Here is a 24,945-nt window from a genome sequence, read left to right as displayed (position 1 = left end):
CGGCCATAGGGTGCCTTTTGCATCCTTTCTACCCCAAACACCTAAACAATGAATCGATTAGAAGGCAAAGTAGCCATCGTAACGGGCGCAGGCTCAGGTATTGGCGAGGCCGTGGCCAAACGGTTTGCCAAGGAAGGGGCCGCCGTGGTGGTGGCTGGATTTGTGGAAGACCCCGTGCACGAGGTGGTGGAAGAAATCAACCAGCAGGGCGGGCGCGCCGTGGCCTTTACCGGCGACTTATCGGTGCAGGAAACGGCCGAAGCTTGCGTGCTGCTGGCGCGTGAGCAGTACGGCAAACTCGATATCCTGGTGAATAACGCGGGTGTTTTTCCGGCCACCTCCACCATCGACAAGTACCCCGTCGATGCGTTTCAGTACATGGTGAAGAACAACATTTACTCCTGCTTCATGATGACGCGGGCCGCCATGCCAGAGCTGCAGAAAACCCGGGGCAACGTGGTGTCGGCGGGCTCAGAGGCCGGCTGGATGGGTATTGCCGAAAATACGCCCTACGGTGGCACGAAGGCTTTTATTCACGCCTTCATGAAGGGCGTAGCCACCGAGCAGGCCAAGGAGGGCGTACGCGCCAACTGCGTATGTCCCGGCCCCATTGATACCGCCTGGACACACAAGGAAACCGGCCCAATGTCGGCCAAAATGGAGAAGCAAACTGTGGAAGGCACACCCATGGGCCGCCGCGGCACGCCCGAGGAAGTGGCCAATGTTTACTTGTTCCTAGCCTCTGATGAAGCCAGCTACGTAACCGGGGCCCTGTATTTTGTGGATGGCGGCGTAACTAACTCCAAAGGTCCGCACGGCGCCGAGGTGCCCAGCAGCCTCAAAAAGGAGCCCGAAGGGGAGTTAAACCTCGAACATTCCCAAGATGGCCACGCCGAAATTCGCAAGCAGGACCAGTGGAAGCACTTGGGGTAGGTATCCCAATTGCTTCAGTTGATAACAACAAGGAGCCCCGGCTGCAGCTATGCAGCCGGGGCTCCTTGTTGTTATCAACTGAAGGCGTAGGCCTTACCGCGGCAGCGTCGAAATCAGCGCGGCTTCTGGCAAATGCGGGTGCTTGTATTGGGCCGGGCTGCCGAGCGACTGTTGGGTGCGCATCACGTTTACCTGGCGGGCGGCTTCATTAAAAAATTCCAGCCGGCGAATGAGCATTTCCTTGGTTAGTACGCGGCCTTCAGGAGTACGCATGTAAGCCTTGGCGTCGCTTAGAATATGCTGCATGGCGGCATTGGTCGCGTCGAAGCTGGCTTCGTACTGCTGCTTGAACTCGGCCACGCGGTTGAGCCCGTCGGAGGTCAGGCGAAACTGGCCACCGGCTTGGTTGAGCACTTCGCTCAGTACGTAAATTTCTAGGGGCAGCGAAACTTCCAGTGCCGTGGTGCGCAAATCGAGGCCGGCGCGCAGGGCATCGTCCACCATGTGGAGGTTGCGCGGAAAGTTGTCGTAGTAGCCTTGAACTTCCATGTTAGGTCATTTATCAGTTAACATTGATCAGTTATCAGCCAACATTTTAGGCCTGCCAAGTGGCGGGGCGGTTAAAAGGCCGCATGATAAATGATTAATGACTAAAGCAGTTCTTGTACAATCTGGTCGACCGTAGTGCCTTCGGCTTCGGCCTTGAAGTTACGCACGATGCGGTGCCGCAAAATGGCCGGCGCCACAGCGCGTACATCCTCAATATCGGGTGAGTACTTGCCGTTAAGCAGCGCGTTGCACTTGGCACCCACAATGAGGTGCTGCGAAGCACGCGGACCAGCACCCCACTCCAGCAACTGCGTGGCGCGGGCGGCAGCGCGGGCCGTACCGGGGCGCGTTTTGTGTACCAAGCCCACAGCGTACTCGATTACATTGTCCGTCACGGGTACCCGGCGCACCAAATGCTGAAAGGCTTCGATGTCGTCGGCGTGGAGGATTTTTTGCACCGTGGGCTTAATGTCGGCCGTGGTGTTCTTTACAATCTGCAGTTCCGCCTCGTAGCTCGGGTAGTCCAGCGTGATGTTGAACATGAAACGGTCGAGCTGGGCTTCGGGCAGCGGATAGGTGCCTTCTTGCTCGATGGGGTTTTGCGTGGCCAGCACGAAAAACGGCCGCTGCAGGGGGTAGCGCTGCCCGGCTACCGTTACAGCATACTCCTGCATCGATTCCAACAGCGCGGCCTGCGTTTTAGGCGGCGTGCGGTTGATTTCGTCGGCCAGAATAATGTTGGCGAAAACCGGGCCCTTCACAAAGTGAAACTCGCGCTGGTTGTTGAGCGTCTCCGAGCCCACGATGTCGGAGGGCATCAGGTCGGGCGTAAACTGAATGCGGTTGAACGAGAGGTCCAGGGCATCGGCTACGGTTTGCACGAGCAGCGTTTTGGCCAAGCCCGGCACGCCCACCAACAGGGCGTGGCCCTGCGAGAAAACGGCCGTCAGCAACAGCCGCACCACTTCGTCTTGCCCTACAATGACCTTCCCAATCTCCTGCCGCAGCGTTTTATAGGCCTGAGCCAGCGCGTCGGCGGCTTCCTTATCCGATGAGTATTGTCGCATTCGATGAGTTATCGGTGGCCTGTTGCCAGGTATGAGTCTGCTATGGTCGGGCGTACAAGGCCGCAGGTTGCGGCAGCCAGCCCTACATTACGCAACCAGCAACTACTTATTTCCCGACGGAAAGCACGGAGCAACCCGAAAACTCAGGATCGACTTCGAGGTATACCGTGCCGCGGTTCTTTAGAAACCACGCGTCAAGCGCCTTGTTTTTCTTTTCGTTGAGGGCGGCGGTGGCAATTTTCTGGTAATCGTCCTTCAGGTTGGCCTGGTGGGGCGGCGTGTTGGACTTCAGCCAGAGGATGCGCACCGCGTCTTTGCCATCATCGGTGCGGTAGGGCATGGGGGGCGTAATGCTGCCCACCTTCATGGTGTCGATGGTGAAGAAAATGGCCGGATCGAGCTGATCGAGGGGCAAGCGGCTGCCGCCGTCGCGGCGGTTGGCCAACAGGCCGCCGTTCGCGCCGGTGTTTTTATCGTCCGACAAATCCTTGGCGGCCTTCGCAAACGAAATGCTGTCGGCCAGAATGCGGGTGCGAAGCTTGGTTAACTCCGTGGCTGCGGCCGAAATATTGGTGTTTCCGGTGGCTGGCTTCAGCAGAATGTGGCGCGAGCTGAAACTGTCGCCTTTCTTCTCGATCAACTGAATGAGGTGGTAGCCGAACTGCGACTTCACCACCGGCGACAACCCGCCCGGCTCCATACGCAGGGCTGCGGCCTCGTACTCGGGCACCAGCTCGCGGCGCTTAAAAAAGCCCAAGTAACCGCCTTCCTTGGCCGAACCGGGGTCTTCGGAAAACTCCTTGGCCAGCTTTTCAAAGCTTTCACCAGCCTGAATGCGGGCGCGCAGCTCGTTAAGCTTGGCTACCGTGGCTTGCTCGGCTTTGTCGTCGGGCTTGGCCAGCTTCACAATCTGGCCCACTTCCACTTCGGTGGAGTAGTAGGGGATGCTGTCTTTGGGAATGCGGCTGAAGAACTGACGCACTTCGCGCGGGGTCACGGTGACCTTACCCGAAATTTCCTCCTCCATTTTCTGCTGCACCAGCTGGTCGTGTACCTGCCCGCGCAGCTCCTCTTTCAGTTGCCGGAGGGGCTTGTTGTAGTACTCTTCCAGCTTCTTCTCCGAGCCAATCTGTTGGATGAAGTAGTTCATGCGGCGGTTTAGCTCGTTGGTCACTTGGCCTTCGTTAACCACCACCGAATCGGTTTCGGCCTTGGCCAGCAGCAAGCGGTTAAGCGTGAGGGACTGCAGAATCTGGCAGCGCAGATCGGGGGGAAGCGGCTTGCCCTCGGCCTGCATTTGCTGCTGGGCGTAAATGCCCTCCAACTCCGAGCGCAGCACAATCTGATTATCCACCTTCACGATGATGCCGTCGGCAACCGGCTTGCTGGTGGAACGCCCCAAACCGGCTACTACCTGGGCCTGGGCCGCGGCGGCCGTTAGCAACAAGCAGCAAGCCGTGGCGGCAATGCGAAAAGAATACGTCATGTTCAGGTTACAAAAACGGGGTCCGGGCTGCCCATGCAGCGCGCAACGAGTCACAGACCAACTCCGCTTGGGCAAACAGCCAAAGCGGCCGGTAAATTTCAACATAATTCGCTGGGCACACAAAATCCTGCCGACTGCTCCCGCAAAGGAGCCCCATGCAGGCGCTAAAGTTGCATGCCTGAACGAGGGGTAGGAAAGCAAAAAAAGCTGAGGCAAGCGCTTAAAAACCGAACTGGTGCCACAACGCAGAGGTCATGGCACCAGTTCGGTTGCGCCGGCCGAAGCGTTATTTCGTTACCAGCTTGTTTACTTCGGCTTCGTTTACCTTCACCGGGTACTTCTGCCGCAGCTCTTTAATCCATTCCTGCTCCAGGTAATTCTGGTAGTCGGAAGTAGCCTGGCCGCGGGCTTCGGCCAGCGTTTTGGGGCCGGCTGGCAATACTTTCTCCACGATAACGGCGTGGTAGCGGCCGTCTTGCTGAACGGTGTGAGTGCCGGGTTGCTGCGGTACGCCGTCCACCACTTTGTTTTCACCTTTGGGGAAAGCGCGCTGCTGCACCTGCACGGCCAGTGGGTTCTGGGCGTTCATCATTTCCTCCAGGCCGCTGAGGGTGGTGGTGGTAAACTCCAGCTGTGCCGTGGGGGCCGAAACCGGCTTGGCGGCGGTGGTTACGCTGATGCGGTTTGCCGGAATACGCTTACTTTTCAACACCTCGGCTACGCGCTGGGCACGCTGCTGGGCCAAGGCGCTTTTTTCGCCGGTTTTCACCTGCCCAATCACGCGCACGGATACCGACGAGTCCAGCGCCATGCGCTGCACTACGCTCTCCAACTGCACCACTGCAGGCTTGCTGAGCACTGCCCGGCCGCCCTGGAAGGTAAGGGAAGTGGGCAGGCCTTGCTTAATCACGTAACGGCCTTTGGCGAACTGCTGCTGGGCCTGCTTCAGCAGCTCCGGCGAGGCCGCGCTGATGAGGGTGCCCTGTACGCGCGGTTCCCACTGGTACTTGGCCTGGTTGGCTGCGAAGAACTTCTGCAGGCCCACGGTGTCCTCAATGGCTTTCGACCACACCTTTTCGTCCATCAACTGGAACAACAGAATACCGTCGCGGTACTCGCGCACCAGCATGCGGTAGTCTTCGTGCTTGTTCTCGAGGTTGGTGCGTTCGTACTCCAGCAGGCTTTGGTCGGCAAACTGGTCGTACTGAAGCTGGGCGGCATAGGCCGGCGTGGTGTTCGGGCGGGGCTGCTGGTGCTGCTCTACGTAGGTGGCAAAGTCCTGCACGGTGTAGGCCTTGGTGCCGATGGTAAAAAGCGGCGTTGTGGCTGCTACGGCCGTGTTCTTCTTGCTGCCTTTGGCCGGAGCGGCGCTGAACTTAGCCAGGTAAGCATCGGCCTTGAAGCGGCCGTTCACCATTGCCGAGTCGGCCTGGGCCAGTACGGCGTCGCGTACCAAAGGCACCTCGGTGAATTTGTTTTCTACCTTAATGCGCTTCAGGAAAGCGGCCCGGTTGAGTTCGGAACGCGAATCCTTGGCCACTTTGCCTTTCAGGCTGGGCTCCATTTGCTCAAACGAAGCCAGCGGCTGCTTCTCAATTAGCTTGATGATGTGCCAGCCATACGGGGTTTGTACCGGGGCCGACAAGTCACCGGGCTTTTGCAGCTTAAAGGCTACTTCTTCAAACGATGGAATCATGCGGCCGGTGCCAAAGGGCGGCAACTCGCCGCCGTTCGGGGCCGAGCCCGCGTCTTCCGAAAACTGAGCTACGGTTTTCTCCCAGTTCTCGCCCTTTTTCAAGCGGGCGTATAACTCGTCTACTTTCTTCTTTGCCGTAACCGAGTCGGCTTTGGGCATGCCGGGCGTAGCGCGAATCATTAGGTGAGCCACCTTGATTTCGCCCTGAGCCTGCCGCATGTCGTTCACTTTCAGCACGTGGTAGCCAAAGCGCGTACGAATGGGCTGCGACACTTGCCCAACGGGCGTTTTGTAGGCCGCGGCCTCAAACGGATACACCATTTGCAGGGCCGTGAAGTAGCCCAACCGACCCCCGTTTTCGCGGGCCGAGGGGTCTTCCGAAGCTTCGCGGGCCACCTTCTCGAAATCTTCGCCGCTGGTAGCCCGCTGGCGCAGGGCCACAATTTTCTGGTACGCGGCCAAGGTGTCCTTGGGGTCAGCTTCGGGGGCAATGCGTACCAGAATGTGCGAGGCGTTGACTTCCTTTTGCAGGTGGTCGTAGGCTTCGCGTACGAGCTGGTCGGTTACGCTTTTCTCCGTGAGGTAGGGCTGGGCCAGCTGTTGCTTGTAGCCCTCGAGCTCGGCCTTGAAGGCCCGCGTGGTATCGAGGCCTTTGGCTTCGGCTTCGAGCACCTTCAGCTTGAAGTTGGTGTACAGGTCCAGATACTCCTGCACGTTTTGACGGGTGTTGGCATCGGGCGCCGCGCTGTTGTTCTTGCGGTACACGTACGCAAACTCCGACGCCGGCACCTGGGCGGTGCCCAGCGACATGAGTACGGGCTGAGGGGTGGAAGCGGTGGGTTTGGAAGCCTGGCAAGCGGCCAAAATCGTGGCCGCAAACGCGGCGCTCGAGAACAGAATGCGGTTGCTGCGCATACTAAAGATGAGTGACAAAAAATAGCCGTCCGTCATCCGGCCGGGCCGGCCGCGGACGGCTGCTAGTCGCAATGTTACGCAAAAATCGGCGGCATCCCGACGGGCTAGCTCAAGCCAAACGCTTGGTTAGCCGGCAAAAGTTGCGTGTGCCAATGGTGGTGTATTCCACACTGTCCATAATGCGGCTAACCAAGGCAATGCCTACGCCGCCCTTTTTCGCCAGCCTAATGTGTTCCAGCAAGTCGGGGTCTTGGTAACCCGACGGGGAAAAGGAGGCGCCGCCGTCTTCGGCCTCAAACCGGAACTCGTTGTTTTCCACTGCCAGCCGAATGTCGAGGAATTTGCTGTCGTCCTCTTGGTTGGAATGAATAATGAGGTTGGCCACAATTTCGTCGATGGCCAAAATGATCTGGTTCTGCAAAATGACCGACAGCCCGTATTCCGCGAGAAACTCCCCCACGAAGTCGCGCACCACTTTCAGGTTTTGGCGGTTACAGCTGACTCGCAAGGTGTGGTTCATAATAGCGGAAAGACGGCAAACGGGCTACAGGGCGGCAGCTTCTTGCTCGGTGGGCACGATGGTCATGAGCGAATCGAGCCCCAGAATTTCGAATACGTTGTGCACTTTCTCCTGCATGTTGAAGAAAACCAGCTTCACGCCGGCGTCCTGAAAGCGCTGCAAATGGGAAATAAACACGCCCAGGCCAGCCGAAGAAATATAATTGAGCCGTTGGCAGTCAATCATAACCTTCTGGTAGCGTAGGATTTCGGGTTGCGTTAGCTCCGTATCGAGCAACACGGATGAGCTGGCGTCGAGTTCACCGTCGAGGATCAGCGTAAGGGTGGTGGTGTCTGCGTTCTGTGCAATTTTCATAGCGAGTCTTTACGTCAGGCCTATACTCCAGGTTGGGCGCTCTTGAATTTGATGACGAGCAGGGTTTGATCGTCGTGGGGGGGCTGACCGTGGGTGAAGTCCTCCACATCGTCCACAATGGCCTGCTTGATTTCCTCGGCTTCGAGGTAAAAAGTACGCCCCAGCAGCTCGCGCAGGCGGTCCTCGCCGTATTCTTCGCCCGTGCCGTCGCGCGCTTCCACAATCCCGTCGGTGTACATGATCATCACGTCGCCGGGGTTGTAGTCGTAGTACATGTTCTTGATGCGCTTCTCGTACGAGGTGTCGCGCATGATGCCCAAGCCCAGGCCCGCGGTCTGAAAGTAAAACGTTTCTTCCGTAATGGCATTGTAATAGAGCGTGTGGCAGTGGCCGGCCCGGGCAAAAGCGAAGCCCCGCTCCTTGTAGTCGATGATGTAAAACGAAGCCGTGATAAACGAGCTGCGCTCCAGGCAGTGGCTTAGGGCCTGGTTGGCCATGGTCATGAACTTGCTGGGCTGCAGAGGCTGGTTTTTCTCGGGCTGATCGAGCAGCATGAGGGTGTGAAAGATTCCCTTCATTTGGGCCACGTGGAAAGCCGCCGTGGTGCCTTTGCCCGATACGTCGCCTATGATGATGGCAATGCGCGAGGCGCTCAGCTGCAGGAAGTCGTAAAAGTCGCCACCCACTTCCCGGGCCGCTTTGCTATGCCAGCGAATCTCGAACCAGCTGTCGGCAGGCAGCACTTTTGGAATGAGGCTTTCCTGCACTAAGCTGGCAATTTTGAGTTCTTCCTTCACTCGCTCGTTTTGCAGCGACTCTTCCAGCAGGCGCAGGTTTTCAATGGTAAGTACCGTTTGGCTGGTAAAGGTTTGCAGCAGGCCCAGGTTCTCGCGGTCGAAACCCTGGGTGTGCTCTTTAAGCAGGTACAGCGTGCCGTAGTGGCGCTTGGTGGAGCGCAGCGGCATCACAATCAGCGAACCATACGGCAGGTTAAGCGCCCGGAAACCGGCGCTGTTGGGCAAATCGTTGTTCAGGTACTCGATGTGCCCGATGTTGTAGTCGGAAAGCAAGGTGCAAATGCCCAGCCGGGCTTCGGGGTCGATGCGGCGCGCGAGGTTGGCGCTGCCGGTTTCCTCGTACAAGTCCAGCCACGCGGCGTCGGCCTCCACGGTTTGCACCGCCGAATCGAAGAGCAACGTGTACACTTCCTGCTCGCTTTGGCCTTTCTGAATAAGCTGGGCCAGGCGTTGCATGCTCAAAATTTCCTCGCGCTTCTGCTCAAATATGGTAGCGGTGGGCAGCGTAACAAACGTTACGAGCAGGCCGGTGAACGAGTAAAAGGCCGCAAACGTGGTCATTAGCAGCAGGTAGGCCCGCTGGGCCGACGGTGCTACCAGCGTAGGGTCTTGCTGGGTGTTTAGGAAGTAAAAAGTGAGCAGCAAGCAAATCAGCGAAGCAAAGCCCTGCAGGGTAATGGCTCCCCAACGCTGCTTGCGGTTTAGGTACGCCACCCACTGCTGGTGCGAGCCAAGGTACACGCCCAGCAGCGCCAGCAGCACCAGCGGCACCGATAAGTACGGCAGGGCGTTACCCGGAATGATGAGTCGGACAATTAGCGTGATGCCCAGCAACAACTCGAACCAGTACCAGCGGGTGCGCGTGAGTTGGGTGGCGCGAAAGAACACCAAGGACCGCCACGTATTGTACGCCTGCGCCAGGAAGTAGGTAGTCAGGCCAATGTTGACAACATACAGCAGGTTAAGAGGGACCGAGCTGCCGGTAACAGCCACCAAGCCCAAATAACGGGCCGCCAAGTGCAAGCCGGCTCCTAACCCAGCGGCCAGCCCAATGCCCAGCATCAGGCGGCGCAGCAGGCTCACGAACTCGGTGCCGCGCAGGCGCGACTGGTGGTTACGCTCGTACAGAAAAGCACACAGTGCCAGCCCGCCCTGGGCCAGCAGCAAAGCCGTATCGGGCACGGTACCCCATTGGGCGGAAAGCGGAGCACTGGCCCGTAACGCCGCCCCTGCCAGCATCAGCAGCCAACTCAGGCCGGCACCTAGCAACAAAGCGGTGTTTAGTTTCCGGAGTAATGGGGTCATGCAGCGGAGAAGGGAGCAAGTAAGCGCAGAGCAGCCCACAATAATGGCGCCGAACCGAATGCCGAAGATACAAGGCGCTGGCTAAAACCGCTGCCTCTGCTCAGAGCATAAAAAAGCATCCCGCTGCTTACGCTGGAGCAGCGGGATGCCAAAGTAACGCCCAAGTAGCGGCCAGGGTTTAGCGGGTGCTGTAGTTAGGAGCTTCGCGGGTAATCTGAACATCGTGCGGGTGCGATTCCCGCAGGCCGGCGCCGGTGATGCGCACCATGCGCGCCTGGTGCAGGGCTGGCATGTCGGCGGCGCCTACGTAGCCCATGCCGGCGCGCAGGCCGCCCACCAACTGGTACAGCACTTCGGCCACACCGCCTTTGAACGGCACGCGGCCCACAATGCCTTCGGGCACCAGCTTTTTCACGTCGTCCTCGGCATCCTGAAAGTAACGGTCCTTAGAGCCTTCTTCCATGGCTTCTACTGAGCCCATGCCGCGGTACGTTTTGTACTTACGGCCTTCGTAAATGATAATGTCGCCGGGGGCTTCTTCGGTGCCGGCCAGCAGGGAGCCAATCATGACCGAGCCCGCGCCAGCGGCCAGGGCCTTCACGGCGTCGCCGGAAAACTTTACGCCGCCGTCGGCAATAACCGGTACGTCGGTGCCGGCCAGCCCGCGTACGGCTTCCAGTACGGCCGAAAGCTGCGGAACGCCAATGCCGGCAATAATGCGAGTCGTGCAGATGGAGCCCGGGCCCACGCCCACTTTCACGGCGTCGGCACCGGCATCGGCCAGGGCACGGGCGCCATCGGCGGTGGCTACGTTACCGGCAATGAGCTCCAGTTTGGGGAAGCGCTGCTTTACGGTGCGTACCATGTCGAGCACCCCTTTGGAGTGACCATGGGCGGTATCAATGCTTACCACATCCACGCCGGCTTCCACCAAAGCAGCCACACGTTCCAGGGTGTCGGGGGTTACGCCCACGGCGGCTCCCACGCGCAGGCGGCCGAGCTCGTCTTTGCAGGCGCGGGGGCGGGAGCGGCGCTTGCGAATGTCGCGGTAGGTGATAAGGCCGGCCAGGCGGCCGTCGGCGTCCACTACGGGCAGCTTCTCCACTTTGCTGGCGTGCAGAATTTCTTCGGCGCGGGCTAAGTCGGTGCCGGCCTGAGCCGTGATGAGCCGGTCGCCGGGCGTCATAACGGTGGTAACGGAACGGGTGAGGTCTTTCTCGAACCGCAGGTCGCGCGAGGTCAGGATGCCTTGCAGGCGCCGCTCACCGTCGACAATGGGAATGCCGCCAATCTTGTTTTTGCGCATGAGCTGCTGCGCATCGGCCAGGGTAGCCTCCTGGCCCAGGGTAATGGGGTCGAGCACCATGCCGCTTTCCGAACGCTTCACGCGCCGCACCTGCTCGGCCTGCGCCCGGATGCTCATGTTTTTATGAATGATACCAATTCCGCCTTCCTGGGCCAGCGCAATGGCCAGCTCGTATTCGGTTACCGTGTCCATGGCAGCCGAAATGAAGGGAATGTTCAGCCGAATGCGGCGGGTGAGTTGCGTGCTGGTGTCAGCATCGCGGGGCAACACCTCGGAGTATGCTGGCAGCAGCAGTACGTCGTCGTAGGTTAGGGCCTCGAAGGCAATTTTGGCGGCGGGTTCGGCGGCCATAGGCAAAAGGCTTTAGCGTGGTATACTCCTCTTGCCGCGCAAAGCTACGACGATTTGCCGGTTGGCAAGCCGCTCTGCACCCGCATTGCCCAAGCTTAACCTTACTCCGTGGCAGCAGGCGCAATTTCGGGCACGCCAAGGCCTTCCTTTCGCAGGTCCAGGTTCAGGTTTAAGCTTAGCTGCAACGTGTTATTATGCTCGAACACGGTGCCGTGGCGCTGTTGTACCAACTGGTGCAGGTAGCCGGCTTCTATGTTCACATTTTTTCGAATCATATAGCCCAGAGCCGCGTAAGCGCGGTTTTGGTCGAATATGTTGCGGCTCACGTTGTTGCCGAAATTGATAAACAGCTCGTTGGAAGCTACCAGATACGGCATACCGGCCGTGAGCTTGGGACCGAGCAAGGGCGCGGCCAGGCGCAACTGGTAGCGGGCTCGGTTCAGGTAGGTGTACTCGGGGTTGTTTGCAAACCGAACCCAGCGCTGCTCCAGCCGGTAACGGTGCTGCACCTGTAAAAAGCCTTCATTGCTGCGCAGTAATACCTGCTGGTACAGCCGGTGTTCCGGAAACGCCTTGGCTGCCGGGTATTCGCCGTACGGATGGGTATCGGCGAAGGCATAGCCCCCTGTCAGCAGCAGGTTGTTGCTCAGGTGGTAGTTGAGGCCGGCGCGCACTAAATTCTGCTGCGCGTCGCGCAGGCCGTTGGCGCGGCGCCATTGCGCCTCGGTGTGCACGCCCCAGCGGCTGGTCAGCCGAAAGTCGCCGTTGTAAACCAGCCACGCGTGTCGGTTGTAATCGGCCACGCGGCCTTCGGGCAGCTGGGTTTGAGCGTAACACGGGGCGGCCAGAATCAGCGAGAAAATAAACGCCAGCGAAGCGAATTGTATATGTTTTTCCATAGCGGCCTGGCTGTGTTACTTAATTGTTATCGAATATCGGCTATTGTTACCTGAATGTTACGCGCAGGCCAAAAACATAACATTGGCGGCGCCGGGCTTTCCGGCGAATAGCCACTAAAAAGCCCGAGGCAACGCGTTCGTTGCCTCGGGCCTGCGGCGCGGGGTGAAGCCTGCCGCTAGAATTTCAGCCCCACCGATGCCAGGTAATTGCGCGTGGCCTGCGGGAAATAAAAGTTAAAACTCAGGCGGCCGTCGGGGAACTGGCCACCGTAGGTGTAGCCGTTGGCCGAATACTCCTCGTTGAACAGGTTGTTCACGAGCAGGCCCAGCTCGATTTCGCGCAGCCACTTGGGCCGAATGCTGTAGCGCAGGCGCAGGTCGGCCACTTGGTAGGCGGGCAATTGGCGGTCGGCGCTGGCGGTATTGTCGAGGTACTGACGGCTCACGGTTTTGTAGAGCAGCGCGGCCCGCAGGCCCTTCAGCGGCTGCACTTCCAGCTGGCTGCCCGTTACCACCTCCGGCGAGTACGAAATGTCGGCGTTGGAGTAAGCCACTTCCGACGTGCCCAGCTCCTCGTAGTACTCGTCGTATTGGTAGAGCTTTTCGCGGTAACTGCGCAGCTTGTTGCGGCTCAGTGTTACGTTGGTGCTCAGCGTGACCCACTCGGCGAGGCTGGCGGCGGCGCTCAGCTCCACGCCGGTGCGGTAGCTCTCGGGTACGTTGGTGCGCAGGGCCGAGCCCACGTCGTTCAGCTGGCCGGTTAGCACCAGCTGATTGCGGTAGTTCATCAGAAAGTAGTTCACTTCGGCGCGCAAGCCCAGGGACTGCCCGAAGAGCGAGCCAATGGGCTGGTTGACGCGGTAGCCTGCTTCCAGGTCGTTAAGCCGTTCCGATTTGGGCCGGTCGCCCACGGGGCGGTCGGTGAAGTCGGAGCGCACGGGTTCGCGCTGACCCACGGCGTAGCTGGCGTACAGCGTTTGGCCGGGGGCGAGGGTGAAGGTGGCGCCGGCTTTGGGGTTGAAGAACGTGTAGCTGGCACGGGTGGTCACGTCGCGGCGGTCATCGTCTACACCGTCGATTAAGTAGTCGATGGTGCGCAGCTGCAGGTCACCGTACAGGCCCAGGCGCGGCAGCAGCTGGTAGGTGGCTTTGGCGAAAACGTTGAAGTCGGTTTTCTGCGCGTCGTTAAAGTAATAGCGCTGCCGAATGTTGGACGTAGAAGCAAAGCGGGCCCAAATAACCTCGCCGAAATGGTCGCCGTCGTAGCGGTTCCAGCCGCCGCCAAGCGTGGCCGTCAGCCGGTCGTTTTCGGGCGCTTGGTAGTTCAGGGCGTAAGTCAGGCCGTAGAAGTAGTTGTCGAGCCACTTGCGCCGCACCAGGTCGGTGCGCGACACGGTAACCGTGCCACCCGGGCCCGTTAGCACCACCGGCGGCAGCTCGTAGTTGCTGAGCCGGTCGTTGGCCCGAAACTGCTCGTAATAGCCGAAGCCGCGGGTTAAGTGCAAGGCGCCGCCCAGATTCCAGCTTCGGCCCAGCCCCTGCGAGAAGTGCAGCTGGTAGTGGTTCTGCTGGTAATTATCAACCTGGTTGTCGTAAGTATACTGGTTGTAGCGACGGCCGGCGGTAAACAGGCGGGTGGTGTCGGCCACGTCCACGGCATACTTGTCGAGGTAGGGCTGCAGGGCCTTTCGGTCGCCGGTAAGGGCCGGACCGGGCACACCATTCCAGGCCTGGTAGGTTATTTCTTTGCCCGCAAAAGTCACGAACTTCAACATGGTGTTCTTATGCTGAAAGCCCCCCGCGAAGTAGTACGACTTCAGATCGGAAGAGGCGCGCTCAATATAACCGTCGGAGCTGATGCGCGAGAGGCGGCCGTCGAAGGTGAATTTGCCGCCTACCAGACCCGTGCCGAACGATACCGAGTTGCGCCAGGTATTGAATGAGCCGTAAGTGTTCTGGGTTTCAGCGTACGGGTCACGGTTTACGGCCAGCGTCCGAATGTTCAGGCTGGCGCCAAAGGCCGCGCCGCCGTTTGCGCTGGTGCCCACGCCGCGTTGCACTTGTATGTCCTGCACCGAGGCGGCCAGGTCGGGCGTGTTCACGAAAAACGCGCCGTGTGACTCGGCATCGTTCAGCGGCACGCCGTTGATGGTCACGTTAATGCCCGTCACGTCTACGCCCCGGATGCGGATGCCGGTGTAGCCCACGCCCGCGCCGGCGTCGGAATTCACCACCACCGAAGGCGTTTGGTCGAGCAGGTAAGGAATGTCTTGGCCGAAGTTGCGCTTGGCCAGCTCTTCCTTGCTGAGGTTGGTGTAGGCCGTGGCGGTGCGTTCGTTGGCACGGGTAGCCGTTACCACGGCTTCGCCGGTTAGCACATCGGCGGGTTGTAGGGCAAAAGTGAGCTGCTGCGCCGTGGGCTGGCCCAGCAGGCGCCGCGTAATGGGCTGGTAGCCCACAAAGCTCAGTCGGAGCTCGTGCGCGCCGGCTGCCACGGCTGGTAGCGAAAAGGAGCCGTTGGCGTCGGTTACGCCCGCCGGCGTGCCGTCGAGCAGGAGGGTGGCGCCGGGCAGCGGTTGGCCGCTACGCCCGTCGGTGAGGGTGCCGGACACGGGACCTTGGGCCCATGCCGCATGCCCGAGCAGCAGCGTGCAGCACGCGGCCCCAGACAGGGTTCTTAACTTGAACAAGGTGAAAAATAAAAAGGTGGAACGGAGCCGCGCCCCAGGGGTCGGAGCGGCGGTGTGCTCGTTCGCGTACCGTTTGTTCCCTTCGTCGGTATTAGCCGCATCAGGTTCAATGGGTATAATCTCAGCTCCGCGCAGCCGTATTAGCGGCGGAGCACCCCTAAACGCGGGGCAAAGGTACAGCCCCGAACCAAAAAGCCATAACCGTTCGCCACTTGCTTATTCGGAAGCGGGGTTGCGGCTTGACAGTGAGGTACATGGACTGCGGGCGGCCAGGGGCGAAAAAAGCCGCTGTGTAGCTAAACAACTCCCCGGCCTGCTTCGTTAGCGCTTGTAAGGGGAGGGAAATTGCCCCGCTACCATAGCTCGGATTCGTCATGATCAGCCTTGTCTATACGCTCGTGGTCCTCACCATTCTTGCCTACTTCATGGTGATACCGCGCCGCCTACATTCGCGGCCGCCTTCCGCCGATAACGACGACGACGGCGGCGAACCACTCGACGATGGACTCCCGGACCTGGACCTGCCCCCCGGCATTTCGCGCCCCATTAACGACTGGGAACCGGAGTACAATCGGCGGCGGCCGGTGCGCCCGACACAGCCGGCAGCCTTTTAGCTTGGCTAAGCGGCGGGCTGGTTCAGCTCGTTAGCACCGCCTGCATACGCACGTAAGCCAGCTCGCTTTTGACGAAAGGAGCTCCGACTTCGTGCAGGCCAAAACGGTGGTAGAAGGGAGCTGCTTCCTGGCGGGCGTCGCACCAAATGCTGCGGGCGCCCAAGCGACGCGCGGCGCCAAACGTGTATTTCAGCAACGCCGAGCCAATGCCTTGCCGCTGGTAAGCCGGGTGTGTGGCAAACTTGCGAAAACGGGCTTCGCCGTTGGTTACGAACAGGGAAACAACCGCCACCAGCTCAGTACCCACGAAAGCGCCGAAATGGTGGCCCATAGCGTCTTCGGCAATGCGTACGTGCGCCAATGGCTTGGCGGGCCAAAGCACGGCTTGGCGTAACGCGTAGGTTTCTTCCGCCGAAACAGCACGAATTATAACGGTGCGCGGCTGCGTAGCCATGTCCTTACTTGGCGCTGATGCTGTAACCGGCAGTAAACGTATTACCGGGCGCTAGCGTCAGAATGCCCTCTTTGTCGCTCAGCTCGGCAGGCGGCCCTACCGAACTGGCTACGCCGTGCCAGGGCTCGATGCACACGAAGGGCGTGCCTTCGCTTTTGGTCCAAAGGCCCAGGTATGGAAAACCGTTGAACTGCATAGTTACCGCGCGCGGCGAACGGGCGCTGGCTAGGGTAATGCGGGTAAAATCGTAGTGCTTCAACACCAGCGCGTCGCGCCGAAACAAGTCGTAACTGAGCGGCAGCTCTTGGGCTGGAGCGGCCAGTACGGGCTCGGTGGCACCGTTCAGTAAACCACCATCCAGCAAGTGCCGCTCCAACTGCACCGGGTGGTCGAAGCGAAAGGCGTAATCCTCGAACTGCTCGTCGGTCAGCAGCGGGCAGCGGAAGCCGGGGTGCGCGCCAATGCTGAACAGCAGGTCCTGCGCGGTATCGGGGTTGTGTACGCGCCAGTCCACATACAGCGTGGTCCCGGAAAGGCGGTGGCTGATATCGAGTTGGAAAGCGAAAGGGTAGACTGCGCGGCTGGCTTCGTCGTCGGTGAGGCGGAGCGTGAGCGAGGTAGGCGTTTGCTCAACCAGAGTAAAAGGCCGGTCGCGGGCAAAACCGTGCTGCGGCAACCGGTAGGGCTGGCCTTGGTGGTAATATGTATCGTTAGGCAGGCGGCCCACAATGGGAAAGAGCACCGGCGCATGGCGGCCCCACACGACGGCATCGGCCTGCCAGATGTATTCCAGATTGTCGAGGTCGAGGCGAACGAAGCTGGCCAGCTCGGCACCGTGCCGGTTAATTACCACGCGGCAATGCTCGTTTTCCAGAGTGTATTTCATGGGATAAGCACCAGTAAGTATCGTTCAGTCTTGTACAACCACAATTAATGCGGCAGCAACCCGCGGCTGATGAGCAGCTCATCGACCAGGAAGCAGGCCTGCTCCAGGCGGCCGCAGGCCGTGCCGCTGATTTCGGCGAAGTTCGACATGCGGCTGCTTAGCTCGCTGCGGTAAAGGTCGTAGAAATGCTGGCGCTGGTGCGGATGTTCCCGCAGGGGGTCGGGCTCCCACGGAATATCGATACCCATAAGCAAAATCAGGTCGTAGTGCCGCCGCTCAATTTCCTCCTGAATCCAGTCGGGGCAGTTGCCGAACGCGTGCTCAGACCATACCTTGATAATGAGCAGCTCGGTGTCGCAAAACACAACGGGCAGGCCGGCTTGCTGGGCTTGCGCCACGGCCGCGTCCTCGGCCGCCAGCTGGCCCCGGGCAATGGCTTCGAGGTCGGCAAGGGAATAGCGCAAGCCCAGCTGGCGCGAGTCGAGGTACTCGCGGGCGTACTCGGCGGCCCATACGGTGTGGTAATAATCGGCCAGTTGCTGGCTGAGAGTGGTTTTGCCCGTCGATTCGGGTCCGGTGAGGGCAACGCGAAGCATCAGGCAGCCGAAAGAGGAGTGGATAGCGCCGGAGCTGCACGCCGCAAACGGCGCCATTCCCAGTAGCCGTAGACGGCCAGCCCAATAAATATGACGTACTCTACGCTGAAAAGTGCTAAGCCACGATGCCAATACAGCACCACGTATAAAATATCAACGGCAATCCAGAGAAGCCAGTTTTCCAGTTTTTTACGCGTGAGCAGGAATTGGGCAACCAAGCTTACGGCCGTTGCGCCGTTGTCCCAGTACGGAGCTGCCGCATCGGTATAGGTTTCGAAGAGGTAGCCGGCTATTAGCGTAAAGCCAACGGCCAAAGCAGCCAGCACCACCCACCAGCGCCACGACGTGGTAGACACGTGCAATTGTCCCTGCGCAGGGCCTTTGCGCAGCCACATCCACCACCCGTAAAAAGCCAGGGCCACAAACACGACCTGCAGGCCCATATCGGAGTAGAGCTTGGCCTGGAAATACACAATGCCCGCAATAACACAGGCCACAATGGCTACCGGGAAATTCCACACCGATTCCCGCGCTGCCAGCCACACGCAGAGCAGTCCGGTGATAAACCCCCAAACGTCGTAAACACTGCTCGCACGAAGAGCAGTCCAGAACTCAAGCCAGAACGAAGCCAACAGGCAGAAGGGAAGCGGGTGGAAAAACGCAACGGTTGTGGGTGACAACCAAAGTCAAAGCTAGCGAGGCTTGGGCTACTTTTGTATTCCCTGGCCGTTTTTCTTTGCTTCTTCCGCTTCCGATGACCTTTCCCGAACTCACACCCGAGCAGCTCCGCGACCGGCTGGCCGCCGGCGAAAACCTGCAGCTGATCGACGTGCGCCAGCCCGAGGAATTCGAGTACTGCCGCATCGAAGGCAGCGTGCTCGTGCCCCTCGACGACCTTGCCCGGCGGGCAGAGGAAATAGCCGACGACCGGCCCGTGGTGCTTATCTGCCACCACGGCGTACGCTCGGCCCAGGCGTTGGCCTACCTGCAGCACCGCCACGAGCTGACCAACCTGCTGAACCTGCGCGGCGGCATCCATGCGTGGTCGGTGCGGGTAGACCCCAACGTGCCCGTGTACTAAAAACGAGGCGCGGCCCGGCCGTATCTTCACCTCCCTCATGCTGCTCCCCGATTTACCCATTTGCGCCGCGCTGCCTGAATTATTGGCGGCCCTGGAAACCGGCAACCGCGCTGTGCTGCAAGCCCCGCCCGGCGCTGGCAAAACCACCGTGGTACCGCTGGCCTTGCTGGATGCTCCGTGGCGTGCCGATGGCAAAATCCTGGTGCTGGAACCCCGCCGCCTCGCAGCCCGCGCCGCCGCTACGCGCATGGCCAAGCTGCTGAACGAGCCGGTGGGCCACACCGTGGGCTACCGCGTCCGGCTCGAAAACAAGGTGTCGAGCCACACGCGCATAGAGGTGGTAACGGAAGGCATTCTGACGCGCCTCGTGCAGGACGACCCCGCGCTGGAAGGCATTGCGGCCGTGCTCTTCGATGAATTTCACGAGCGTAGCCTGCAAGCCGACCTCGGCCTGGCCTTGGCCCTCGACGCCCAAACCGTATTGCGGCCCGATTTGCGGCTACTCGTCATGTCGGCCACGCTCGATGCCGCTCGGTTGGGCCCCTGGCTGGATGCCCCCGTGGTTACCAGCGCCGGTTTCATGCACCCCGTCGAAACGCAATACCTGAGTCCGCGCCGCGCGGCCGGCGTAGGTTCGCGTCCCGCTGACCGTTTAACCGAACTTGCGCCCGTGGCCATTCGAGAGGCCCTGGCCGAGCACACCGGCGACGTACTCGTGTTTCTGCCTGGCCTCGCCGACCAGCGCCGCGTGGCCGACCGCCTCAGCAGCGCTTTAACCGACAACACCGACCTGCACGTACTGCACGGTGAACTGCCCCTGGAGCAGCAGGATGCCGCCCTGCGTCCGGCCACCGTAGGCCGCCGCAAAGTGGTATTGGCCACCAGTATTGCCGAAACCAGCCTCACCATTGAGGGCGTGCGGGTGGTGGTGGATGGCGGGTATGCCCGCGTACCGCGCTTCGTGCCGCGCACCGGCCTTACCACGCTCGAAACCGTGCCCGTAAGCCAGGCCGCCGCCGACCAGCGCCGGGGCCGTGCCGGCCGCCTCGGGCCCGGCGTGTGCGTGCGCCTCTGGACCGAAGCCGAGCAACAACAGCTTCCCCAGCACCTACCAGCCGAAATCCTAACGGCCGACCTCAGCAGCCTGGCCTTGGAGCTGGCCCTGTGGGGTTCCGATGCTACCGCGCTACGCTGGCTCGACGCGCCGCCCGCGCCGGCGTTGGCGCAGGCGCGTGAATTATTGGTTCGGCTGGGCGCACTACTGCCGAGCGGCCAGGCCACCGCCCACGGCCGCGAGCTGGCCCGCCTGGGCTTGCCGCCCCGCCTCGGCCATTTGGTGGTGCGCGGCCGCGAGCTAAACCACGGTGCCACCGCCTGCCTGCTGGCGGCATTGCTGGCCGAACGCGACATTCTGCGGTCCGCTAACCCCGGGCAGCAAGCAGCCCCCGATTTACGATTACGCTTGGAAGCTTTGCATACCGGCCGTTCCCCGCTGCCGGGTTTAATAGCCGATGCCGGAGCCCTACGCCGGGTGCGCGAGGCCGCGGCCGCGCTTCGCGGACGCGCCGGCGTTAGCGGGCAGTACGTGGAACCCGATGCCGCCGGCCTACTGGCCGCATTGGCCTACCCCGACCGCCTGGCCCAGCGCGAAACACCCGAGCGCGTGCGGCTGGTAACCGGCCAACGGGCTGCGCTACCCGCCGAGTTTTTTGGGTCGCAAGACCAGTTTTTTGCCGTGGCCTACCTCGATGGAACTGCTACCGCACCGCGGGCTGGCATGGCCGCGCCGCTCTCGTTAAAGGAAATAGAGCAATTGTTTCCCGAGCAGATCGAGAGCCGCGACGAAGTACGTTTCGATGCCGCCACGGGCCGGGTAGTAGCGCGCCGACTGCGGCGGCTAGGGGCATTGGTGCTCAGCGACGCAGCCCTCGCGCAGCCAAGCCCCGAACTGGTAACCCAGGCTTTAATGGACGCGGTACGAGCTGGGGGAGTAGGAAGCCTGCCGTGGTCGGAAAGTGCCCGGCAGCTGCGCGAAAGGCTGGCGTTCCTGCATCAGCATTTTACTGCCGATTGGCCCAACGTATCGGATGAAACGCTGCAACAGGAGCTGGATGATTGGCTGGCGCCCCACATGGACGGTATGCGCAGCCTAGCCGATTTAGCGCGCCTCGACTGGAACGAACTTCTGTTGCAACGGCTGCCCGGCGGCTGGGCGCAGCGGCAAGAGCTGGAGCGCCTCGCGCCAGCCCACCTGGAGGTGCCCAGCGGCTCCCACATTCGCCTGGACTATACCGACCCGGCCGCGCCGGTTTTAGCTGTGAAGCTGCAGGAAGTATTCGGCTTGCTCGATACGCCGCACATTGGCGGCGGGCGGGTACCGCTCACGTTGCATTTACTCTCTCCCGGTGGGCGGCCGGCCCAGGTTACCCGCGACCTGCGCAGCTTCTGGCAAACCGGTTACTTCGAAGTGCGCAAGGACTTACGTGGCCGCTACCCCAAGCACCCCTGGCCCGAAGACCCCTTGAGCCACGTACCCACCAAGCTCACCAAAAAGCGGCTGGGCGGATAGTTGCGAAGGTTGTCAATTGCCGATTGCGAGTAATCTACCTGTTCTCCTAAACGCGGTGAAGGACCTTTTCACCGATGAACGACTATCGTAACAACGACTCGTTTCAGCGTGAGAAGGTCCTTCACCGCGTTCAGGAAGACAGCATTTCAATTCAGACGCTGAAGTGCTTCAGCCCGAAACCTGATCGAGGCCGGAGTGGGCATCGTGGCTGGGGGCGGGGCTGTAGTGGCGGTGCAGCCAGCGGCTTAGGCCGCCGAGGCCGGGGAAAAGCACGCGTTCCGTAATGTTGGCCTGGTCGAGCTTGTCGCGCACTTCCCACTTCAGGCGAGCCGGCAGGATAATGCGGAAGAAAAGCTCCGGGTGCTGCTCCAGCCACTCGGGCAACACTGCCTGCGAGGTCGACATCAGCGAAAAAAGCGCGTACTGGTGAACAATGCGCGCATCGAGAGACGGGGGCTCGAGAAACAGAACGTAGGGCTGTTGGGGCTGCATATCGGCCAACTCGCGCAGGGTGGTGCAAACTGGCTGCAGAATTTCAGGCGTGAACACGTTGGAGCCCTCCATCCGCAGAGCATCTTGCAGGCGCTCGGGCATGTATTCGGCGGCTTTCACGTAGTTCAGGGCCCAAATCACGCCGTCGCGGTCGTAGGCCTCAATGTCGTCGGTGGCGAAGTGCAGGGCCACGTACGGCGAGTACGTCCAGTCCAGTAGGCGCGTGGGCAAGCCGTGGTGCTGGGCCACGGCCAGCCAGTTCCAGAGCGAGGCCGTGTCCATCATGGGCGTGTCGTGGGCGTACTTGCGGAAGTTGCGCAGCAGGTGGTGCTCCAACTCGTGGTACTGCCCGCCGAGGCGCTGCAGGCTGGTGGTGAGGGTGTAGTCGCGGGAACGAACGCCGCGGTACACGAACGGCGAACGGAAACGCCCGATGCGGCCGTCCCAGGTGTCGCGAAACAGCACATGCTGCAACTCTTCCCAGGACTGCACTTCAATATCGATAGGGGGATTGGCGGGGGAGGTAGCCACGGACAAAATCGGGTGGAAGAAGTGAGCGGCAGAATAGATACGGAATTCCGCACCCGAAGTAAGCATACGCCGGCTACTGCAGCACCTTCCGGATGTCTTCCATTTTGCCGAACAGCACCATGATGTCGTCGGCCAGAAAAACCGTGTCGGCGGCTACCACGCCAATGGCGGCGGGTTTGCGGTGCGAGCGGCCGAACAAATTGGTGGATTCTTTCGGCCGGATAATGGTGAGTACGTTGATGTTGTACTTCTGCCGGAAGTTGGCTTCCTGAATGGTTTTGCCCACGTAGCGCGGCGGCACCGTGGCCTGAATGATGTTGTAATCCTCGGTCAGGTCAAGCGAATCCAGAATGCCGGTTAAGTCCAGGCTTTTGGCCAGGCGCTCGGCAAACTCGGTTTCGGGCCGAATGATTTTATCGACTCCAATGGCTTCCAGCACCGTTTGGTGCAGCGGCGAAATGGCCCGGCCAATGAGCTTTTTCACGCCCAGCTGCTTGAAATTAGCCACGGCCATAACCGAGGCGCCAAAGTCTTCGCCAATGCCCACCAGCACCACGTCGGTGTCGGAGAGCGGCAACGAGGCCAGGGCCTGCTGGTCTTTGGCATCCAGGCAAACGGTGTGCGTAACGCGGTCCTTGAACTGCGTAACCTTGGCCATGTCGCTATCAACTGAAATGACCTCGTGGCCCATTTCGGTGAGTTTCATCGACAACGACGAGCCAAAGTAGCCCAACCCAACAATGATATATTTCATGCGGCGGTGCGGAAGGTTAGGTGATGATGATGTTTTCGGTGGGGTAGCGGTAGTGCAGGTCGTTTGCCTTGCTTACCACACCGGCAATGAGGGTAAAGGTGCCCACGCGGCCCAGGAACATGGTAATCATGATGACCACCTTGCTGCCCGCACTTAGACTGCTGGTGATGTTGAGGCTCAGTCCCACGGTGCTGTAAGCCGAAAACGCCTCGAAAGCGACTTTAATAAGCGGAATTTCAGGATTGAACATGGCTACCAGCAGCGTGCACAGGCCGATAACCAGAAACGAGAGCATGATAACGGCAAACGCCTGCTGCACCGACTTGCTAGGTACCTGCCGGCCGAAAGCTTCCAGCCGCTCCTTGCCGCGCGCAATGCTGTAAATGTTCAGGAAAGCCAGCGCAAACGTGGTGGTTTTAATGCCACCGCCCGTAGAGCCAGGCGAGGCCCCAATCCACATCAGCAGCAAATACACCAGCACAATGGGCAGACCCATTTGGGTCATGTCAACGGTGTTAAAGCCGGCGGTGCGGGGCGTAACCCCCCCAAACAAGGCCGCCACAAATTTGCCCAGGCCGGAATGCTCACGCAGCGTACTGTTGTACTCCAGCACGAAGTACAGCAACGTTCCGGCTACCAGTAAGGCGGCCGAGGTCAGCAGCACGATTTTGGTGTTTACGTTGATGATGCGCGTGGTGTGTACGTACCGCTCGCGGTGGTAAAACTGCCGCCAGCGGCTGCGGCCGGTTTCGCGCAGGTAGCGGTACAGGTTGAAAATGATGGGAAATCCAATGCCGCCAACGATGATGAGGGCAATGACAACAAGCTGAAGGCCGTAGTTAAAGCGGTAGCCGGTGTCGTAAAGGCCCGCCGAAAGCGTGGAGAAGCCCGCGTTGCAAAAGGCCGAGACGGAGTGGAAAATGGCAAAGCCCAGCCGGTCGTGCAGGCGGGGAATATCGGCCGGGCCAATGGAGGCGTAAATCAGGCAGGCGCCCAGAAACTCCACCAGAAACGTAATCCAGACGATATTGCCGATGGTGCGCATGGTGTTGCCAATGCTTTCCTCGTTGATGAGGCCCTGCATGAACAGCTGGTTTTGAAACGACGACGAGCGTTGGAAGAACAGCGTCAGAAAGCTTGTGAAGGTCATGATGCCCAAGCCGCCGAGCTGAATAAGCATCAGAATTACCACCTTGCCGAAGGTGGTAAACACCGTGGCGGTATCCACGCTAACGAGCCCGGTAACGCACACGGCACTGGCCGACGTGAACAAGGCATCGAGCGGGCTGATGCCGGCAGTAGTGGCACGCGGCAGCAGCAGCAAGCCCATGCCTAGAAAAATAAGCACCACGAAGCTGCTCATGAATAGCAGGGCGGGGTTGTACTGAAGGCGGTAGAAATTGAGCGAACGGCGGGAAAGCTCAATCAGAAAAATGTACAGCAGCACGCCCAGAATCAGCAAATCCTGCTCCACGTAACGGCCCAGTAAGGTGTCGTCGAGCACAAAGCTTTCCGGGAAAAAGCTCAGGAACACGCCGTAGCCCGCCAGCCCAATTAACAGGCACTCCACCATCACCCAACCTTTGGGCACGCCCGCTCGGTTAAGCAGAAACAGCCGCGCAACCAAAATCACCATCAGGCACAGCGTGTATACCCCGTAAAACCCGTTGAGCAGGTGCTCGGCGGCTTCGGTATGGGCAAAACCCAGGTCGTAAAGAAAAACCAGTAAACCGGCCAAGCTGAGGTAAAACAGTGCGGTATCGGCCCGGGTTAGCAGCCGCGGGCGGTGCTCTTGCAGCAGGTGGTCGTGGATGTATTTGCTTAACTGGGGGCGGCGCATAGGAAGGTAGCTGGAACGTAAAGCAGGCGAGGGTGCGGCTGGTGCTGCCTTACCCGAGGCAGTATGCAAAGCGGTACCCCGGCAAAGCAGCAATGGATACGCGCTATGCGGATTGGCGGCCGAAAGATGGGAATTGATTCGGCAGCGCCGGAACCCTGCCCGGCCCCGGCTGTTCTATAAACAGCCGGTGGCGGTGGCAAGAAACCGCCCGCGCCGTCCCGAAATTTTTATCTTTGGGCTTCCCATCCAACCGTTTCCCG

At 60.2% G+C, this 24,945-nt stretch carries 21 protein-coding genes and 1 riboswitch; of the genes, 4 read left to right on the top strand and 17 right to left on the bottom strand.

Translation table 11 applies throughout. From position 1 onward, the window contains the following. Window positions 1-48: 48 nt before the first annotated feature. Window positions 49-933, top strand: coding sequence for an SDR family NAD(P)-dependent oxidoreductase (locus tag ABD903_RS05445; protein ID WP_345222109.1), 885 nt, complete (start codon window positions 49-51; stop codon window positions 931-933). Window positions 934-1,026: 93 nt separating this feature from the next. Here ABD903_RS05445 and ABD903_RS05440 read toward each other — a convergent pair whose 3' ends face one another. The 10 genes from ABD903_RS05440 to ABD903_RS05395 all read right to left on the bottom strand — a co-directional run bounded on the left by ABD903_RS05440 (window position 1,027) and on the right by ABD903_RS05395 (window position 14,868). Beyond that, the gene (locus ABD903_RS05440) at window positions 1,027-1,482 is read right to left on the bottom strand and encodes a hypothetical protein (RefSeq protein ID WP_345222107.1); all 456 of its coding nucleotides are present in this window, start codon (window positions 1,480-1,482) and stop codon (window positions 1,027-1,029) included. Between the two features lie 101 nt (window positions 1,483-1,583). Beyond that, window positions 1,584-2,549, bottom strand: a complete 966-nt coding sequence (locus ABD903_RS05435; protein WP_345222105.1) for an AAA family ATPase — start codon at window positions 2,547-2,549, stop codon at window positions 1,584-1,586. A gap of 106 nt (window positions 2,550-2,655) precedes the next feature. Further along, entirely contained in the window at window positions 2,656-4,035 is a 1,380-nt protein-coding gene (locus ABD903_RS05430) for a peptidylprolyl isomerase (RefSeq protein WP_345222104.1), read from the bottom strand. Window positions 4,036-4,321: 286 nt separating this feature from the next. Next, on the bottom strand, window positions 4,322-6,646 hold the full coding sequence (locus ABD903_RS05425) for a peptidylprolyl isomerase (RefSeq protein ID WP_345222102.1): 2,325 nt from the start codon (window positions 6,644-6,646) through the stop codon (window positions 4,322-4,324). Between the two features lie 109 nt (window positions 6,647-6,755). Continuing rightward, window positions 6,756-7,166: an ATP-binding protein gene (locus ABD903_RS05420; protein ID WP_345222101.1), complete on the bottom strand. Its 411-nt coding sequence runs from the start codon at window positions 7,164-7,166 to the stop codon at window positions 6,756-6,758. Window positions 7,167-7,190: 24 nt separating this feature from the next. After that, entirely contained in the window at window positions 7,191-7,520 is a 330-nt protein-coding gene (locus tag ABD903_RS05415) for an STAS domain-containing protein (protein WP_345222099.1), read from the bottom strand. A 20-nt stretch (window positions 7,521-7,540) separates the two neighbouring features. After that, on the bottom strand, window positions 7,541-9,622 hold the full coding sequence (locus ABD903_RS05410) for a GAF domain-containing SpoIIE family protein phosphatase (protein WP_345222097.1): 2,082 nt from the start codon (window positions 9,620-9,622) through the stop codon (window positions 7,541-7,543). A gap of 178 nt (window positions 9,623-9,800) precedes the next feature. Beyond that, window positions 9,801-11,279, bottom strand: a complete 1,479-nt coding sequence (guaB, locus tag ABD903_RS05405; RefSeq protein ID WP_345222096.1) for an IMP dehydrogenase — start codon at window positions 11,277-11,279, stop codon at window positions 9,801-9,803. A 101-nt stretch (window positions 11,280-11,380) separates the two neighbouring features. After that, entirely contained in the window at window positions 11,381-12,178 is a 798-nt protein-coding gene (locus tag ABD903_RS05400) for a DUF2490 domain-containing protein (RefSeq protein WP_345222094.1), read from the bottom strand. A 176-nt stretch (window positions 12,179-12,354) separates the two neighbouring features. Continuing rightward, entirely contained in the window at window positions 12,355-14,868 is a 2,514-nt protein-coding gene (locus tag ABD903_RS05395) for a TonB-dependent receptor (protein ID WP_345222093.1), read from the bottom strand. Window positions 14,869-14,926: 58 nt separating this feature from the next. Continuing rightward, a riboswitch (TPP riboswitch) is annotated at window positions 14,927-15,037 on the bottom strand. 256 nt (window positions 15,038-15,293) lie between these two features. Between ABD903_RS05395 and ABD903_RS05390 the strand changes: the two genes are divergently transcribed. After that, on the top strand, window positions 15,294-15,482 hold the full coding sequence (locus ABD903_RS05390) for a hypothetical protein (RefSeq protein ID WP_345222091.1): 189 nt from the start codon (window positions 15,294-15,296) through the stop codon (window positions 15,480-15,482). Between the two features lie 22 nt (window positions 15,483-15,504). On the opposite strand, the gene ABD903_RS05385 is transcribed toward ABD903_RS05390, so the two are convergent. Genes ABD903_RS05385 through pnuC form a run of 4 tightly spaced genes read right to left on the bottom strand, consistent with a single transcriptional unit; the run spans window position 15,505 to window position 18,050 of the window. Further along, complete coding sequence (locus tag ABD903_RS05385) at window positions 15,505-15,936, bottom strand: GNAT family N-acetyltransferase (RefSeq protein WP_345222089.1); 432 nt, start codon at window positions 15,934-15,936, stop codon at window positions 15,505-15,507. 4 nt (window positions 15,937-15,940) lie between these two features. After that, window positions 15,941-16,822 (bottom strand): aldose 1-epimerase family protein, encoded by an 882-nt coding sequence (locus tag ABD903_RS05380; protein WP_345222087.1) that lies wholly within the window; start codon window positions 16,820-16,822, stop codon window positions 15,941-15,943. 44 nt (window positions 16,823-16,866) lie between these two features. Further along, window positions 16,867-17,418, bottom strand: coding sequence for an AAA family ATPase (locus ABD903_RS05375; protein WP_345222085.1), 552 nt, complete (start codon window positions 17,416-17,418; stop codon window positions 16,867-16,869). Further along, window positions 17,418-18,050 carry a nicotinamide riboside transporter PnuC gene (gene pnuC, locus ABD903_RS05370; RefSeq protein ID WP_345222084.1) on the bottom strand — a complete coding sequence of 211 codons (633 nt, stop codon included), beginning with the start codon at window positions 18,048-18,050 and terminating at the stop codon, window positions 17,418-17,420. Before pnuC ends, ABD903_RS05375 begins: the two co-directional genes overlap by 1 nt. Before the next feature lie 122 nt (window positions 18,051-18,172). Here pnuC and ABD903_RS05365 point away from each other — a divergent pair, with 122 nt between their 5' ends. Beyond that, window positions 18,173-18,499: a rhodanese-like domain-containing protein gene (locus ABD903_RS05365; RefSeq protein ID WP_345222082.1), complete on the top strand. Its 327-nt coding sequence runs from the start codon at window positions 18,173-18,175 to the stop codon at window positions 18,497-18,499. 37 nt (window positions 18,500-18,536) lie between these two features. After that, a complete protein-coding gene (hrpB, locus tag ABD903_RS05360) occupies window positions 18,537-21,068 on the top strand; it encodes an ATP-dependent helicase HrpB (RefSeq protein WP_345222080.1) in 2,532 nt (843 codons plus the stop codon). Window positions 21,069-21,236: 168 nt separating this feature from the next. Here the strand turns inward: hrpB and ABD903_RS05355 are convergent, their stop codons facing one another. The 3 genes from ABD903_RS05355 to ABD903_RS05345 form a co-directional block, all read right to left on the bottom strand. Then, window positions 21,237-22,091: an FRG domain-containing protein gene (locus ABD903_RS05355; RefSeq protein WP_345222078.1), complete on the bottom strand. Its 855-nt coding sequence runs from the start codon at window positions 22,089-22,091 to the stop codon at window positions 21,237-21,239. Between the two features lie 73 nt (window positions 22,092-22,164). After that, window positions 22,165-22,845 (bottom strand): potassium channel family protein, encoded by a 681-nt coding sequence (locus ABD903_RS05350; RefSeq protein WP_345222077.1) that lies wholly within the window; start codon window positions 22,843-22,845, stop codon window positions 22,165-22,167. Between the two features lie 16 nt (window positions 22,846-22,861). Further along, a complete protein-coding gene (locus ABD903_RS05345) occupies window positions 22,862-24,685 on the bottom strand; it encodes a TrkH family potassium uptake protein (RefSeq protein ID WP_345222075.1) in 1,824 nt (607 codons plus the stop codon). Window positions 24,686-24,945 lie beyond the last annotated feature (260 nt).

Source organism: Hymenobacter koreensis, from assembly GCF_039541855.1.
GTDB lineage: Bacteria > Bacteroidota > Bacteroidia > Cytophagales > Hymenobacteraceae > Solirubrum > Solirubrum koreensis.
This window is presented reverse-complemented; position numbering and strand designations above follow the sequence as displayed.

Coding starts and splice junctions, on each gene's coding strand:
- ABD903_RS05445 (WP_345222109.1), top strand. CDS start 49: ATGAATCGATTAGAAGGCAAAGTAGCCATCGTAACGGGCGCAGGCTCA.
- ABD903_RS05440 (WP_345222107.1), bottom strand. CDS start 1,482: ATGGAAGTTCAAGGCTACTACGACAACTTTCCGCGCAACCTCCACATG.
- ABD903_RS05435 (WP_345222105.1), bottom strand. CDS start 2,549: ATGCGACAATACTCATCGGATAAGGAAGCCGCCGACGCGCTGGCTCAG.
- ABD903_RS05430 (WP_345222104.1), bottom strand. CDS start 4,035: ATGACGTATTCTTTTCGCATTGCCGCCACGGCTTGCTGCTTGTTGCTA.
- ABD903_RS05425 (WP_345222102.1), bottom strand. CDS start 6,646: ATGCGCAGCAACCGCATTCTGTTCTCGAGCGCCGCGTTTGCGGCCACG.
- ABD903_RS05420 (WP_345222101.1), bottom strand. CDS start 7,166: ATGAACCACACCTTGCGAGTCAGCTGTAACCGCCAAAACCTGAAAGTG.
- ABD903_RS05415 (WP_345222099.1), bottom strand. CDS start 7,520: ATGAAAATTGCACAGAACGCAGACACCACCACCCTTACGCTGATCCTC.
- ABD903_RS05410 (WP_345222097.1), bottom strand. CDS start 9,622: ATGACCCCATTACTCCGGAAACTAAACACCGCTTTGTTGCTAGGTGCC.
- guaB (WP_345222096.1), bottom strand. CDS start 11,279: ATGGCCGCCGAACCCGCCGCCAAAATTGCCTTCGAGGCCCTAACCTAC.
- ABD903_RS05400 (WP_345222094.1), bottom strand. CDS start 12,178: ATGGAAAAACATATACAATTCGCTTCGCTGGCGTTTATTTTCTCGCTG.
- ABD903_RS05390 (WP_345222091.1), top strand. CDS start 15,294: ATGGTGATACCGCGCCGCCTACATTCGCGGCCGCCTTCCGCCGATAAC.
- ABD903_RS05385 (WP_345222089.1), bottom strand. CDS start 15,936: ATGGCTACGCAGCCGCGCACCGTTATAATTCGTGCTGTTTCGGCGGAA.
- ABD903_RS05380 (WP_345222087.1), bottom strand. CDS start 16,822: ATGAAATACACTCTGGAAAACGAGCATTGCCGCGTGGTAATTAACCGG.
- ABD903_RS05375 (WP_345222085.1), bottom strand. CDS start 17,418: ATGCTTCGCGTTGCCCTCACCGGACCCGAATCGACGGGCAAAACCACT.
- ABD903_RS05365 (WP_345222082.1), top strand. CDS start 18,173: ATGACCTTTCCCGAACTCACACCCGAGCAGCTCCGCGACCGGCTGGCC.
- hrpB (WP_345222080.1), top strand. CDS start 18,537: ATGCTGCTCCCCGATTTACCCATTTGCGCCGCGCTGCCTGAATTATTG.
- ABD903_RS05350 (WP_345222077.1), bottom strand. CDS start 22,845: ATGAAATATATCATTGTTGGGTTGGGCTACTTTGGCTCGTCGTTGTCG.
- ABD903_RS05345 (WP_345222075.1), bottom strand. CDS start 24,685: ATGCGCCGCCCCCAGTTAAGCAAATACATCCACGACCACCTGCTGCAA.